We start from the raw sequence: 15,803 nt of genomic DNA, 5'->3' as shown, positions 1-15,803 counted from the left end.
GTCTTGAGAAACACAAGGTTTATCTGAGCGCCATCCTCGACTTATACGACAGGAGGATCGTATCCTACGTCATAGGCGACTCTAATAATAATGATCTGGTATTCCGTACTTTTGATGCAGCGATCCAGGCAGACCCTGATGCCCATCCGCTTTTCCATAGTGACAGGGGCTTCCAATATACGAATAGAGCATTTCATGCAAGGCTGGAAGCAGCAGGGATGATACAGAGCATGTCACGAGTCGCAAAATGTATCGATAATGGTCCGATGGAAGGATTCTGGGGGATCATAAAAAGGGAACGTTATTATGGCAGGCGTTTTACAAGCAGAGAGATGCTCGTGTCCATGATAGAAGAATACATAGCGTATTATAATGGACGACGGTTACAACGGAATCTCGGAGTCATGACGCCAATGGAAAAGCATGAGAGTTATTTACAGGCAGCATAAAAAAACTGCCAGCTGGTAAAACCAACTGGCAGAAAAACTTATATTTTTTTCACTGTCTACTTGACGGGGAGCACACCAATCATCAGAAGCGCAATTATTTTTTTGTGTTTCATTTACGTTCTCCTTTCTCATCAAAGAACCTTAATTTCCTGCAAATAATCGATGATATACTTTTCTGCCTGGCGGAATGACTCTCCGTAAAACCCATGGCCGGCACCTGGGATTACGTAATAGTCTGCGTCCGGATAGACTCTGGACGCCCTTTCCGAATAACGAATTGGCACAATATCATCCTGATCCCCATGCATCAGCAAAACTTTCTGATCATAATTTCCAATCTCGTCATAAATGTCATAATTCCATATATCCTCTGCGTAAATTTTTCCCAAAGTGATCCACCGGAAGAAAAAACTATCCGGAACATCGTCCAGTGAGGCAAATTGTCTGTGGATCTCATCATGCATTAAAAATGCAGGATAGAGGAGGATCGCTCCCGCGATTTCATCTTTATGCCTGGCAGCGGCAATGGCCGAAGCAGCCCCTCCCTGGCTGGTTCCCAGCAGCACCACCTGATCCGGGTCCACAAATTTCCATTGGGATGCGGCATCCAGAACTGCCTCAATGTCAGAAACTTCCGTCATGATCGACATATCCGTCGTCTTCCCGTCACTCCGGCTGCCTCCGCCGCCGCGAAAATCAAAACAGTATGCCGCGATTCCCCTGGACGCCAGGGATACTGCGTAATCTTCATTGTTAATATAAGAACCGCCCAGCCCATGGCAGCAGATAACCAAAGGCATTTCCCCGCTTTTCCCTTTCGGGACATATGCCACTCCGTAGATATTCTGTCCTTTATTGGTGACATCAATCTCTCTTTTGCCATAAGAATACGATGGATCTGAATTCTGAGAACGCTCTTCCTCTTCTCTGTTTTGTCCAGTCGTTGAAGTCGGCGTCTGCCAGTGAAATACAATCCAGCCTGCACACGCCGCTATGAGAATAACTGCGGCAATCCCAAACACCATCCACTTCTTTCCGGTCATCCGCTCACTCCTTCCCGGCTACTGCACCTGCTGATTTGCTTCTATAATCTCCTCCAGTGAAATATGTTCGTTGCGGTACCTTGCGTTCGGATTCTTCTCCGGCACATTTAACCCAATCACTTTTTGTGGGCAGTGATGAACACAAGCCAGGCAGGTCTGGCAGTTTCCCGGCACATGTACCGCCTTTTCATTCTCCATATGAATGGAACCAGATGGACAGACTTTTTCACAGATACCGCATCCGATGCACCGGTCTGTCACACGGATCAGATGCTGCCAGGCGTCTTCCGGAAGCCCTTTCATCCTGGTCAGAAACTCTATATGTGCCGCCCGGTCCTGATCCGTTACATCTGAAATCTTATGTTCCCGTTTTTTCAGGCTGCCAAGAATTTTATCCATCTGTCCCTCTATATTTTTATCCATATGCTTCTGTTCTTCCATATCAAAACCCGGAAGCCAGTTGTCGATCATCAGAACCACATTGATATAATCGGGCTCAATCCCGCATTCCAGGCATAAATCTCTGGCCAGCTCCGCCGCACCGCCGTGACGGTTTCCATATGTAAGTATCATATAGAAATAATCCGTATGAAATTCCGCTTTTTTCATAAAATCTTTCACCATCGGCGGCACTTCGTGTCCATATACCGGACAGACAATCCCGATGCTGTCATCGCTGAAATCCAGTGTTTCTCTTTTTATCACCTGAGGTATGCTGACCGGTTCTGCTTCGATTTGTTTTGCTATATAAAGACTATTTCCTGTTCCAGTAAAATAAAATACCATGTTTCATCCCTTGCCTTTCTTCTATTTCCCATTTATAATGTAATTGTATCAACCGATTGTTACTATCGGTCAAGAACTTTCTGAAAATTTTTTATAAAAACAAAAGACTGAAAGGAGAATGCGATGTACACGATGATGCAGACATGCCGGGAAACCAATCTCACGTATCAGACATTAAAATTTTACTGCAACGAAGGTCTGGTTCCCAATGTAAAGCGTGACAAAAACAATCGAAGAGTTTTTGACGAACATGATGTGGCATGGATCAAAAGTCTTACCTGTCTGAAAAACTGCGGCATGAGCATAAAAGATATGAAAGCGTACTTAGATTTATGTCTGCAGGGCGCCTCTACCATTCAGGAACGCAAAAAAATCCTGGACCAGAAACGCCAGGAACTGTTAGCCCAGATTCACAATCTGGAAGATTCGATCCGCTACATTGATCATAAACAGCAGTTTTATGACGAAGTTCTTTCCGGCAGACGGCCTTATGTCAGCAACCTGATCCCAACAAACAGGGAATAAAAAAGAATCCTGCTTTGCAGAATTCTTTTTTATTTCACAGGAACGGAGCTGCCTGTAAAACCAAAAACGGACAGCACATCAAATCATGTGCTGTCCTCCTTTTATTATGTAAAAGAATGATTCTCTAGTAAACACGGATCACCGTGGAAATTTCTTTTGTAATATCCATTCCCTTGATACTGGTAAGCGCATCTGCAAAATTCTGTTCCAAAACAGAATCTGTAATAACAACCAGTTCTGCCAGATCATTGATCTTATTCTTCTGCACCACCTGCGCAATGCTTACATTATTGCGTCCAAGAGTATCTGCTATCTTGGCAAGGACTCCCGGTTTATCTTCTACCAGCATCCGCATGAAATATTTGCTTTCAATCTCTGTGATCTTCTTGATCGGGAGATTTTTGTAGCAGGTACAATGGATCCGTCCACAGCAGTGGAACTGGATATTTCTCGCAACATCAATGATATCGCCCATAACCGCACTCGCTGTCGGCATCTCTCCGGCTCCCCGTCCGTAAAACATCGCATCATCTACTGCGTCTCCATGAACAAAAACCGCATTAAAAGCATCATTAACTCCGGCTAATGGATGATCCAGCGGAATCAGCATCGGATGAACCCGGACTTCAATGCCGGTTTCTGTATTCCTTGCCACTCCAAGAAGCTTGATTGCGCATCCCATCTCTTTGGCATACTGAATATCTTTTGATGAAATGTTGGTAATCCCTTCTGTGTAGACATCATCAAATGTCACTCTGGAATTAAATGCGATGGATGCCATGATCGCCATCTTTCTTCCTGCATCATACCCTTCGATGTCCGCTGTAGGATCTGCTTCTGCATATCCCAGTTCAGTTGCCAGCGCCAGGGCTTCTTTAAATTCCATTCCTTCTTCTGCCATCTTGGTCAGAATAAAGTTGGTCGTTCCATTAACGATTCCCATTACCTCTGTCAGATAATTTCCCGCCAGACAATGCTTTAATGGTCTGAGGATAGGAATTCCTCCTGCAACAGAAGCTTCAAACAGCAGATCACATCCATTCTCCTCTGCCGTATCCAAAAGTTCTTTTCCATATTCCGCGATCAGATCTTTGTTGGCAGTAACCACATTCTTGCCTGCCTGCAGGGCTTCTTTAATATATGTATGGGCCGGCTCGATTCCTCCCATAACCTCAACAACGATCTGAATATCATCATCCAGGATAATATCTTCCCATTGATCGGTTAAAAGAGAAGAATCAATGCCCTCTCTTTTCTTATTCTTGTCACGGACCAGAACTTTTTCTACTACAAGATCTGCTCCTACCTTATAAGGCATCTCTTTGCGCTGCCGGTTGATCAGTTTATATACGCCGGTTCCTACCGTTCCGGAACCAAGAAGGGCGACTTTTACTTTGTTTAATTCTGCCATGATACACTTCCTTTTCTATTGTTTTTCCTGATAAATCAGATTGAAATCACTTCAAATCCTACGATATTCTTTGTCCGCATTGTATAGATAAGTTTAAGTATACCATAATTTAAAATTTTCGCCTATTCTTTTTTTCAAAAAACTCATACGATATTCCGGATATACTCCAGGAACCGGAAACTTAAACATCGTTTGATTCCTTCCTCATCTCCCTGTTCCATCATCTGGATCACGTTGGCATCGTCAATGATCATATCTGTAATCGTACCTACAAACTCCCGCTCCAGAAAATTAAGCTTTTTAGGATAAAACATCGCTGCCATAGAGCAAATTCTGTCCCCTGCATATTCTTCTTCGATCTTCTCCTCCTGAAAATGACAGACCAGCAGCGCCGGTTTCCTGATTTTTTCCAGAAAGCATTCGAAATATCCAACTTTCGTAGAGGGAATTACAAAATAACATTCCATTGCCTTTTTCTCCCTGTAATACCGGATCAGCTCTTCTCCATCCAGATTCAGATCAATTTCCCGGGACCACTGGCCAATCTTTTGATATGTTGTTTCCATATCGGTACCTGCCTCCAGATCGATCACACTAAAATCCTCCAGCAGCGTAAGAGAATAGCGGGTAAATTCGTTTAGCTGGGAAAGCGCCAGCATTCCATCCATGGATTCCCATTTCCCGGCATGCCGCTCCCGGGCTCCGATCCTCTTTAATGTTTTATGTTTATGACGCCGGATCTTCTCTTTTACCATTTCCAGTTCCTGCGGATTTAACAGCGGAGATACCTTCAGGTAATCACTGGAATCCAAATACAGCGGAACTGTGGATAAAATAAGATCATATTCATTGAGATCCTCTTTCCCCAGACCGATCAATGATACGATTTTTCTTACATAAATTTCCGGTATTTCTCTTTCCAGCCGGCTGGCCAGCATTTTGGAAGAACCCATGCCGCTGGAACAGACAACCAGGATCCGAAAGGTTTTTTTCGTAATATTGTCCAGGGACACGGCAAAATATAAAACCAGATACCCGATTTCATCCTCTGGAAAATAGTCTTCCGGGAACGCCTCGCGGACGCTGGTTTTTACAATATCAAATAACTGTTCATAATCTTTCTCAATTTCACGAATGATTGGATTCGAGATGCTCATGCCGCTCCTGGTTCTTTTCAGAGCTTTATCAATATGAATGATCAAGCCGTCCATTAATTTCTGATCCCGGCTCAGATAAATTCCCATGGATTCCTCTACCCGTTTTACAAATTCAGAAACCCTTATTCTCATCTCAGGATTGGCCTCCAGCGCGGTTTCTTCAGGATGAGACGCAACTGTGGTGTGCACCACCCAGTTTAAATATCGTTCTTCTCCTCCGGTAAGTTCTATCTGAAAGCGGCTTTGGATCTTTTCTCTGATTTCTCCTGCCAGGATTTGTTCATCCGATTTTATTTCCTCCATCTGGTATTCTCTGACTTCCATCTCATTTCCTTCTTGATGATGTCTTACCATCAGCGCCATAAAGAAAATCATTTCCAAATAACTGATGTCTTCCAGATAAAGCTTTTTCTTTTCCAGCCATCCCCCGAAATTTTGAAATATTTTATGAAATTCCATGAAGATTTCCCGGTATCCATATGCTTCCATTTCTTCCAGAAGCAGATTTGACTTTTCAAATTCTCCCTCCAGCCACAAATAGAGATCCTGAATCTCAACACTCTGCATTAGTGCATGGATCAAAAGATGATCTTTTTCTATCTGGGGTCCCTGAAGCATGATTCCTTCCCCTTTTTTCTGAATCAGAGACAAATGATAATCCCCGGCGGCTTTTCCTGCTTTTTTTAAATCATTTCTTATAGTAGGCAGGGATGTCTTCAGATCAATGGCCAGGGCCTCCGTCTTTATAAATTCTTTCTCATGCAGCAGCCGAAACACAATCAGATGCAGCCGCTCTTTCGGATCCACAACCTGGACACGTATTTTATCGTTCAGATCCTGAAGCAGTTTCTGAATATTTTTTCCTTTTCCAATGATTCGAATCCCCTTTTTGCTTACCGTCTCCAATGTGATTTCATATTCTCCAAGCACCCGGGTTACCTCTGGAATTTCCCGGTAAACTGTGCGCTCCGATATTCCCATTCCTGCTGCTATCTCTTTGATTGTAATGTATTCACGTTCTGCGATTACCATCTGGATAATTTCTTTTGTCCTTGCTGACATCATCATGATTTTTCGCTCCTTTGCTCCTGGTCCGCACTCTCTTCCATTGTTTCCAGTACACCGCACAGATTCTGTGGCGGAGCCATTTGTCCGTGTCCTCCATCAGCTTCTTCATGTCCGCGTACCGGCAGTAGTTATCCACCCAGTCGTATAAAAGCCGTATCCCAGATACTTTACCTTACTGATATGGCATACTGCCGTTTTCTCAAGATTGACTTTCAGGTATAGCTTCTCTGTGATAAACGGTATGATATGTTTCAGCATTCTTTCTGCGCCCTTCCGACTTTTGCACTGACAACTCAGGGAACGAAAAATCAGTTCCCTGAGTTCCTTTTCCTTCTGTATTTTTTCTTATTCCATCATATCTTTGATCTGCTGCACGATAGCCTTGTGTTCATCGGCATTCAGGAATTCTTTTATTTCAATGATTGGAATTCCCTCCGGCGCTTCTTTCTTTGCCGCTTCCAGAAGATTCGTATTGGTTACGACCACGTCAATATCTTCCGGAATCTGATGAATAGAAACATGGCTGACATCCAAAAACAGTCCCGCTTTATTCAGCTGTGTTTTCAGCATGGAAGCTCCCATGGCAGATGATCCCATTCCTGCATCACAGGCAAAAGCGATCTTTTTGATCTTTCTCTTCTGAACATTTCCAGATGTTTTTGCTGTTTCTTCTTTTTCCTCACCCGGAGCATTGTGGCTTTCCACAAACTGACTCATATCAATGCCCTGCACCTCTTCTTCCTCATCGATCGACTTATCTCGTTTCAGGAAGAAGGCTACGATCACAAAGGATACGGCCGCTGCAATTACATATCCCATTACATTCACAAACAGTTTTCCTTTTGGCGACATAATGATCAGGGCAATGATAGATCCCGGAGAAACTGCCGCTACCGCTCCGCCGTCCATGATCTGAAGCCAGAACAAGGCTGCGATGGATCCACAGATTGGTCCAAGAATCGTAATTGGCTTGATCAGAGCATAAGGGAAAGATACTTCTCCGATTCCTCCTATGATATGAATGATCGCTGCTCCCGGAGCAGATTTTTTTGACATTCCTTTTCCAAATACACAAAAGGCCAATACCAGTCCGGCCCAGTTGCCGCCGTTTGCCTCTACCAGATACAGGATGGATTTTCCTGTATGCGCCGCCTGTTCTACAGCCAGCGGTGTAAAAATACCATGGTTAATTGCGTTGTTCAAGAACAGTACCTGTCCAGGAACTACAAAAATCGGGGCAAATGGTAAAATATTGTGATCAATCAGGAAATTCACTCCCACCGTCAGGATGTTTGTAATTGCCGCAAACAACGGTGAGATTGCCATAAACCCGGCAACCATCATGACTGCTCCGATGATGCCTAATGAAAAGTTATCTACCAGCATCTCCAGACCTGGTTTTACATGTCCGTCCAGAGCTTTGTCCACCTGTTTGATGATCCATGCGCCAAGCGGTCCCATAACCATTCCACCGATCATCATTGTTACACCGGATCCTACGATCACACCAATCGTCGCAATCGTTCCGGCAACAGCACCCCGCCTTCCATACACATTGTATCCACCAGTATATGCGAACAGAAGTGGAATCAGATATGTAAGGGTTGGTGTAATCAATTCTGCTAATTTTTCATTTGGAAAATATCCTGTCTCCAGAAATAACGCGGTTACAATTCCCCAGGCAATCAGGGCTCCGATATTTGGCATTACCATGCCGGAAAGGAATCCGCCCATTTTTTGAACTTTGGCTTTCCAGTTACTTGCCATAATGTTCCTCCTTTTCCTCTGCTTTTTTGCTTTTGTTTCTCTAAATTTTCAAGAGAAAAACAGTGACTTAAGAATAAACGTTTATCTTTGACTCTATTATAATTCCCTGTCTTGCCCATCGTCCACCAAAGGCAGTGGTAAGTTTTTCAAAAAAATTTTTGACAAAATTTTCATTTTATTTGCTGTTTTTTTCATATTAAAATGTAAATACATTTTTTGCCATATAATATCACATAGTATATCCTGTTCCTGACAGATGCCTCTCCTGGTTTTCAAAGAAAAAGGGAATACTGATTTTATTCAGTATTCCCCTTCACATACAAATACATGCAAACCTTCCTGCTCCAGAGCTTTCCTGTCATGCCCGCTGATTCCGGAATCCGTAATCAGATAAGAAAACTCATTTAAATCTGCAAACTTACAAAAATTCTTCTTTCCAATCTTTGAACTGTCGCACAGGATATATCCCTCAGAAGCCGTCTGTATCATTGCCCGCTTCATCGCTGCTGTCTCCTCATTTGGAGTTGTCAGCCCCTTTTCCAAAGACAACGCATTCGGCGACAAAAATATCTTATCCACCGAAATCTGTTTTAGAAATTCCGTTCCAAAAGCGCCGATCGTACATTCAAAACGATTTCTTACATCGCCTCCAATCAGAACCACTTCTATGGTCAGACTTTTCTGCAGTTCCAGCGCAATCGTCAGATCATTGGTCACAACCTTCAGTTTCTCAAAATTGATCAGGCCGGACGCAAATTCCACCATCGTCGTACCGCTGTCTACAAGAATGATGTCGCCTTCCCTGACAAACTGCCTCGCCAGACTGCCAATCTGTCGTTTTTGCTCTGAATAAATTCTTCTTCGAAGATGCAGCTGACTCTCCTTTTCCACTTCCTCCTGGTTCAGAATAGCCCCTCCATGAGTGCGGATCAAAATCCCCTGTTTCTCCATCTCTCTTAAATCTGTCCGGATCGTGGCTCCCGTTACCCCAAATTCTGCTGAGAGTTCCTGAATACCGGCCTTTTTATGCTGCCTCATATAGAGCAGCAAAGCTTCTTTCCGTTCTCGTGCAAACATAGATTTTATCTTCCTATACTCCAAAATAATCTAACAGAATCTTTTCCGCTTCCTGATTCCACAGTCCTTTGTGCCGGTCGCAGGCATCTGCCAGTTTCAGGAACAAAGGCTTCGTTTCCCCTATTTTACGAAAATCTTCAATTGCTGTCAACGGCATGTGAATTTGGGTATAAATAAGCTTTTTCCCTCCCGGGATCTCCGGCAGATGGAGTGTCGTATCCGCATAGGCATCCAGACCGCCAATATGAGTTATCATCACTGCCGGCTCGACTTTTTTCTTTGAAATCAAGTCCAGAGCTTCCAGAAGATCGGCCTTGATGCCTCCAGACGAACCTACAATCTTTGTGTTCCGATAATGACAGTCATACAGATTCATATCTGCAGAAAACCCACTGTCCGCAGGACCTGCAAACAAATTCATACATCCATCAAATGCCAGGATCCGGTTCCCCGTTTCCGCAATCTGCTGCACCGGAGCATATACAAATACATCATGATATCCTTCTCCTCCGGTCAGCGCCATCAGCTCCTCTGCCTCGTCTTTCATGCAGGCTGTATTAACATAGCGAAGCTCTATTCCTTTTTCTTCCGCTTCTTTTTCTGAAATCACCTGCCTTGCCCTGTCAAGGCGATCCTGATCGATTTCTGTCACTACGATCATTTTCGGTTTTTTCTCCATGGCAAGAGCATAGCTTACAGCGCCTAACCCCATTGGTCCGCAGCCTCCGAGAATCGCAATATTTCCGCCTTCTTTCGCCCCGATAAAATGTTCATGTGTTTCCGGCTTTGTATGATAGTTGGCCTGATAGCCCCCAATGATACAGTACATTGGCTCAGATACGGAAACTTCAAAAAAAGAATCTCCGTTATAATGCAGGAGGCATCCTTTTTCAATTACATCATTCGGAACAATGCAGCGGGTAACCGCTCCCCCGAAATATTCGTAGGAATAACCCGGAGCTCCCATCTGTCCCGGAATTCCCGGCAGGACAACAAAACGTTCCCCTTCCTGATATTCCTTTTGCCATTTCTTCCCTACTTTTTCGATCATTCCGGACATCTCATGTCCGATGATCACAGGGTTTTCTCTGATGCTGTCCGGAACGCGGATGTGCCCGGCTCCCAATTTCACTTCTTTCCAGGTAGACATACAGATACTGTCGCTCATGATCTTCAGCTGAATCTCATCTTCTTTGATCTGTGGAAGTTCAAATTCTTCCAGGCGGATATCATGCGCTCCGTACATTCTGACTCCTTCTGCTTTCATCTCATTCTCCTTTCTGTTTCTTTCATTTTATTTTTTATTTTTTTTATTTTGAAAATATATTATCATTTTATGTGGTCTATTTCAATAGGAAAATCACATTTTCCAAAAAAATACCACATTATATCTCGAAAAACATCAGGAGACATAAAAAGGAACCTATCCTATGGCTTATTTCCATAGAATAAGTTCCTTCCTGTTTTACGATCTTGAAATTTTCAGGCGGACTCTTTTTTGCATACAGTTAGAATCGTATCTTTTCGTTCCAATATGTCACGGTCTCTCTGGCTGATTCCGTCATCTGTGATAATCCGGCAGAAATCTGATATATCTGCAAATTTGCAGAATGCTTTTTTCCCGATCTTGCTGCTGTCACACAGCATATAGGCTTCTCTCGCCGCTTTCATCATCTGCTGCTTAACCGCTCTCATCTCTTCATTGCTGGTCGTCGGCCCGTCATAGACTGACAATGCGTTCGGTGACGAAAAAACTTTATGCGCTGAGATTCCTCTCAGGAAATCAATACCAATGGAGCCGTGAGTCAGACGAAAGCCGTTTCTCACTCTTCCTCCCACAAGATACAGGTCAATCCAAAGATTCTCCTGCAGTTCCAGAGCAATCTGAAGATCATTGGTTATAATCTTTAAATTTCTTGCGTCTTTTAATTCTCTCGCAAGTTCCAGCGTTGTTGATCCGCTGTCCAGGATAATCACATCCCCTTCACAGATATACTTTACTGCCTCCCTGGCAATCAGTTGTTTCTCTGCCTGATTTTTCCTGCTCTTCGGAAGATCTTCTCTCTGTACCTCTTCCTCACGGTACAGTGCTCCTCCATGGGTCCGCACAAGCCGTCCTTCTTTTTCCAGCTCTCTTAAATCAGTCCGCAGTGTCGCTCCGCTGACTTGGAATATCTTTTCCAGATCCTTCACTTCGACTCTTTTTTTTTCTTTTAAATATTTTATGATCTGTTCTCTTCTTTCCTGTGCGAACATATTCCACCTGCCTTCTTCTTTTCCTGCTATTTTACTCCATAATGTGCGAACAATGCCTGTTCTGCTTCTGCGCTCCACAATCCATTATGTCTGTCACAGATATCAGCCAGTTCATTAAAGAATGGATCTTCATCTGCTAAATTCCTTAAATCCGCAATCGCCGTCATTGGCATATCAAACTGAAGATATGTCAGTTTCTTTCCACCCGGAATATCCGGCAGATTCATAGTTGTGTCAACGATAGAGTTAATTCCTCCAACATGAGTAATCATAACAGATGGTTTGATCTCTTTTTTCGCTGCTCTGTTGATTGCTTCTTTCATATCGTCAATGCTTCCGCCTGTGCTTCCAAGAATCCTTGTAGAATTATAATGACAGTCGTAAAGATTGATCTCTGCTGAGAAATTAGGATCTGTCGGTCCTGCAAACAGGTTCATACATCCATCATATCCCAGAATCTGATTTCCAAGTTCTGCAACGCTCTTAATTGGAACATATACAAATACGTCATCAAATCCTTTTCCGTCCACAGACAATGCTTTCAATTCTTCTGCGGGATCTTTCATATCTGCCGTATTGATATAGATCAGTTCCACACCCTTTTCTTTTGCTTCTTCAACAGAAATCACTTCATTCGCTCTTGCAAGTTTTGCATCATCCACATCGGTTACAACCACTTTAGCCGGCTTATTATCCGTAGCAAGCGCATAACTTACGGCTCCAAGCCCCATAGGTCCGCATCCTCCAAGAATGGCAATGCTTCCGCCTTTTTTCGTTCCCATTACATGTTCATATCTGTCTTTTGTATGATAATTGGTCTTATATCCGCAGATGACACAGCACATTGGCTCTGCTACAGAAGACTCAAAATAAGAATCTCCTTCATAAGTCCATAAACATCCCGCTTCAATGATATCATTCGGGAAAATACAGTAGGTAGCTGCTCCTCCACACTGGGTATAAGAATATCCTGGTGATTCTGCCTGACCAGGAATTGCCGGCTGCTGAGCAAATTTCTGTCCTGGCTTAAACTGATCCTGCCATTTCTTTCCTACCTTCACAATGTCTCCTGCAAATTCATGTCCGATGATAACCGGATGATCCGCAACATCTGCCGGCACTCTCTTATGGTTTGCTCCCTGTTTTACCATCTTCCATGTAGACATGCAGATACTGTCACTCATAACTTTTACCAGAATTTCATCATCCTTGATCTCCGGCAGTTCAAATTCCTCCAGCCGGATATCGTCTTTCCCGTACAATCTTACACCTTTAACTTTCATAGCGTTCCTCCTAAAATGAAAATAAATGCACATTGTTTCTTTTTGTTTTCTTTCATTTATTTTTATTATAAAAATATCGTATCACGATTTTTTTCATTTGACAACCCTTTTCTTCGTTTTCTTTTCACTATTTCAATTGACAAAATAATATTTTCATCTCTTTCTTTTCTTGTATTGACTTTTCTTTTTTAAGGTATTATATTTAAAGCGTAAACAATTAAACAATCTTTTAATTATATTCTGTCAATGATTTTAACAGGAGATCTTATATATGAAAAAAGTTTATGAACTAAAACATCTTGACTGCGCCCATTGTGCCGCAAAAATGGAAGAACGGATCAACCGTCTCCCTGAAATCACCAATGCAGTCATTTCCTATCCTATGAAACGGCTGTATGTGGATACTATGAAAGAAGATATTCTTTCTTCTTTACAGGAAATCTGCTCCCGAATCGAGCCAGACATTGAACTTTTGGAATTGGATTCTGCTGCTGAACAAAGAAAAGCCAGACGTCAGCATGCCCATTCCGAACACAAACATCATCATGAACACTGCAGCCATGAGCACGAACACCATCATGAACACTGTGACTGCGGTGAGCATGAACACCATCATGAACACTGCGGCCACGATCATGAACACCACCATGAACACTGTGACTGCGGTGAGCATGAACATCATCATGAACACTGCGGCCACGATCATGAGCACTGTGACTGCGGTCATGAGCACGAACACTTCCATGATCATACTCCGGCTGCCGCAGTCCGGGAAGGCAGCGGCCCTGCTGTTGTTTTTCTGTTAGAAAACCTTGGATGTGCTCATTGTGCCGGAAAAATGGAAGAAAAAATCAGCCGTCTTCCCGGCGTAGAAGCTGCGAATCTTACTTACGCAACCAGCCAGCTAAGAGTATGGGCTGAAGATGCTCCTTCTCTGCTGCCTCAGATTCAGGAAATCTGTGCTTCCATTGAGCCGCAGGTAACCGTTTCTCTCCGGTCTTCCAGATCTTCAAAAACCAAAAAGGCCAGGTCTGGTACAGGTATAACAGAAGATACCAAATCCCTGATCTGCATTATCCTGGGAATCGCGCTTTTCATCGCCGGAAAACTTCTGGAATCTCCGCTGGCTTCTGCCGGTGATATCTGTTTTATTGCCGCATATCTGATTTTAGGTATCAGGATCATTGTGACTGCCCTGAAAAATATTTCCAGAGGACAGGTATTCGATGAAAATTTCCTGATGAGCGTTGCTACGATCGGAGCTTTCGCCGTTGGAGATTTTGCCGAAGCAGTTGGAGTTATGCTTTTCTACCGAATCGGAGAACTGTTTGAGAGCAAAGCAGTGGAGAGAAGCCGTTCCCAGATCATGGATGTTATCGATATGCGGCCAGAAGTTGTACATTATGTAGAAACAGATGGTACGATTACAGAAATCAATGCCCAGGACGCAGATGTCGGCGACATCCTTCAGGTTCGTCCCGGAGACCGGATTCCTCTGGATGGCGTTATCATAAGCGGTGAAACAATGATCGATACTTCTCCTGTAACCGGAGAACCGGTACCTGCTGCGGCATCTCCCGGATCCTCTGTAATTTCCGGATGTGTCAATACTTCCGGACTGATTAAAATGAAAGTGGAAAAACCGCTGGAAGAGTCTATGGTAACCCGTATTATGGATTCTGTGGAAAACGCGGCTGCAAGCAAGCCAAAAATGGATCGTTTCATCACAAGATTCTCCAGGGTTTATACGCCTTTTGTCGTATTCCTTGCTCTGGCCACTGCTGTGATTCCATCTCTGGTAACCGGAAACTGGAATCACTGGATTTATACCGCACTCACCTTCCTTGTTATCAGCTGTCCTTGTGCTCTGGTCTTAAGCGTTCCTCTGGCATTTTTCTCAGGAATCGGAGCCGGTTCTAAACAAGGCATCCTGTTTAAAGGCGGTATCGCTCTGGAGACTCTGAAACAGATTAAATCTGTAATTATGGATAAGACTGGAACAATTACCAAAGGCAACTTCCAGGTGCAGAAGATCTGTTCTTTTGGCAGTGAATCCAGGCAGGACCTCCTGTCTCTTGCCGCTGCCTGTGAGGCTGATTCCACCCATCCGATCGGCAAGAGTATCCTGGAGGCAGCCCGGGAAGAAGGAGTTTCCTATCCTGCGGCAGATTCTGTAAAAGAAATCGCCGGACATGGATCTGTGATTACCATTGGAGACCATCAGATTCTTGCCGGCAACAGCAAACTTATGAAACGGTATCACATCAGCGGAGAGAATCCTTCTCCTTCTGATTACGGAACCGAAGTGCTCCTTGCCCGGGACGGAAAACTAATAGGCTGTATCATTATTTCTGATACTTTGAAAGAAGACGCCAAATCTGCAATCCAGGCATTAAAAGCCCAGGGACTCCATACCGTTATGCTGACAGGAGATTCTGCTGCCAGCGCAGAAGCCATTGCCCGTGAAACAGGAATCGATACCGTTTATTCTCATCTTCTTCCAGATGAGAAACTTCAGAAGTTAAAAGAAGAACGGTCCAAAAACGGAGCTGTTATGTTTATTGGAGACGGTATCAATGACGCTCCTGTCCTGGCCGGTGCCGACTGCGGAGCTGCCATGGGAAGCGGTGCCGACGCCGCAATTGAAGCTGCCGATGTAGTATTTATGCGTTCCAGTGTCAGTGCCATTCCGGAAGCTATCCGTATTGGAAAAAAATCCTGCCGTATCGCCTGGCAGAATGTAGTATTTGCACTGGCAGTAAAAATCCTGGTTATGGTGCTGGGTCTTCTTGGCTATGCCAACATGTGGATGGCTGTATTCGCAGATACAGGTGTCGCTATGATCTGCATCATTAATTCCATTCGTGCCATGCGGGTTCCAAAACAAACAGCTGAATAAGAAAGAATCCTGCAAAGCAGGATTCTCCGCCTGCGGCGGGGCGCATGAGCGGTATCTTCCGTTCCGCCGCAGTGTGATTCTC

General features: G+C 43.9%; 13 protein-coding genes. 3 read left to right on the top strand and 10 right to left on the bottom strand.

The features are described from left to right. A partial coding sequence (locus JMF81_RS16440; RefSeq protein ID WP_308805596.1) for a DDE-type integrase/transposase/recombinase occupies positions 1–449 on the top strand: 449 nt, incomplete at its 5' end. A gap of 131 nt (positions 450–580) precedes the next feature. Here JMF81_RS16440 and JMF81_RS15025 read toward each other — a convergent pair. Next, positions 581–1,492: an alpha/beta hydrolase family protein gene (locus JMF81_RS15025; RefSeq protein ID WP_201312242.1), complete on the bottom strand. Its 912-nt coding sequence runs from the start codon at positions 1,490–1,492 to the stop codon at positions 581–583. 18 nt (positions 1,493–1,510) lie between these two features. Next, entirely contained in the window at positions 1,511–2,278 is a 768-nt protein-coding gene (locus tag JMF81_RS15020) for an EFR1 family ferrodoxin (RefSeq protein ID WP_201312241.1), read from the bottom strand. Between the two features lie 123 nt (positions 2,279–2,401). On the opposite strand from JMF81_RS15020, the gene JMF81_RS15015 reads away from it, so the two are divergent. Further along, the gene (locus JMF81_RS15015; protein WP_201312240.1) at positions 2,402–2,803 is read left to right on the top strand and encodes a MerR family transcriptional regulator; all 402 of its coding nucleotides are present in this window, start codon (positions 2,402–2,404) and stop codon (positions 2,801–2,803) included. A gap of 124 nt (positions 2,804–2,927) precedes the next feature. Here the strand turns inward: JMF81_RS15015 and JMF81_RS15010 are convergent, their stop codons facing one another. From JMF81_RS15010 to JMF81_RS14975, 8 genes are all read right to left on the bottom strand, one after another. After that, the gene (locus JMF81_RS15010) at positions 2,928–4,214 is read right to left on the bottom strand and encodes a homoserine dehydrogenase (RefSeq protein ID WP_201312239.1); all 1,287 of its coding nucleotides are present in this window, start codon (positions 4,212–4,214) and stop codon (positions 2,928–2,930) included. A gap of 143 nt (positions 4,215–4,357) precedes the next feature. Continuing rightward, complete coding sequence (locus tag JMF81_RS15005) at positions 4,358–6,439, bottom strand: BglG family transcription antiterminator (RefSeq protein WP_201312238.1); 2,082 nt, start codon at positions 6,437–6,439, stop codon at positions 4,358–4,360. Then, a complete protein-coding gene (locus JMF81_RS16830) occupies positions 6,384–6,536 on the bottom strand; it encodes a hypothetical protein (protein ID WP_308805597.1) in 153 nt (50 codons plus the stop codon). Before JMF81_RS16830 ends, JMF81_RS15005 begins: the two co-directional genes overlap by 56 nt. Before the next feature lie 248 nt (positions 6,537–6,784). After that, positions 6,785–8,206, bottom strand: coding sequence for a PTS mannitol transporter subunit IICB (locus JMF81_RS14995; protein WP_201312237.1), 1,422 nt, complete (start codon positions 8,204–8,206; stop codon positions 6,785–6,787). A 300-nt stretch (positions 8,207–8,506) separates the two neighbouring features. Then, a complete protein-coding gene (locus JMF81_RS14990) occupies positions 8,507–9,283 on the bottom strand; it encodes a DeoR/GlpR family DNA-binding transcription regulator (protein ID WP_201312236.1) in 777 nt (258 codons plus the stop codon). 13 nt (positions 9,284–9,296) lie between these two features. Further along, positions 9,297–10,550 (bottom strand): zinc-binding dehydrogenase, encoded by a 1,254-nt coding sequence (locus JMF81_RS14985; RefSeq protein WP_201312235.1) that lies wholly within the window; start codon positions 10,548–10,550, stop codon positions 9,297–9,299. A gap of 215 nt (positions 10,551–10,765) precedes the next feature. Next, the gene (locus tag JMF81_RS14980; RefSeq protein WP_201312234.1) at positions 10,766–11,539 is read right to left on the bottom strand and encodes a DeoR/GlpR family DNA-binding transcription regulator; all 774 of its coding nucleotides are present in this window, start codon (positions 11,537–11,539) and stop codon (positions 10,766–10,768) included. A gap of 26 nt (positions 11,540–11,565) precedes the next feature. After that, entirely contained in the window at positions 11,566–12,822 is a 1,257-nt protein-coding gene (locus JMF81_RS14975) for a zinc-binding dehydrogenase (RefSeq protein WP_201312233.1), read from the bottom strand. A 271-nt stretch (positions 12,823–13,093) separates the two neighbouring features. Here JMF81_RS14975 and JMF81_RS14970 point away from each other — a divergent pair, with 271 nt between their 5' ends. Next, on the top strand, positions 13,094–15,721 hold the full coding sequence (locus JMF81_RS14970; protein ID WP_201312232.1) for a heavy metal translocating P-type ATPase: 2,628 nt from the start codon (positions 13,094–13,096) through the stop codon (positions 15,719–15,721). Positions 15,722–15,803 lie beyond the last annotated feature (82 nt).

This window comes from Anaerostipes butyraticus (genome assembly GCF_016586355.1).
In the GTDB taxonomy this organism is placed as follows: Bacteria; Bacillota; Clostridia; order Lachnospirales; family Lachnospiraceae; genus Anaerostipes; species Anaerostipes butyraticus.
This window is presented reverse-complemented; position numbering and strand designations above follow the sequence as displayed.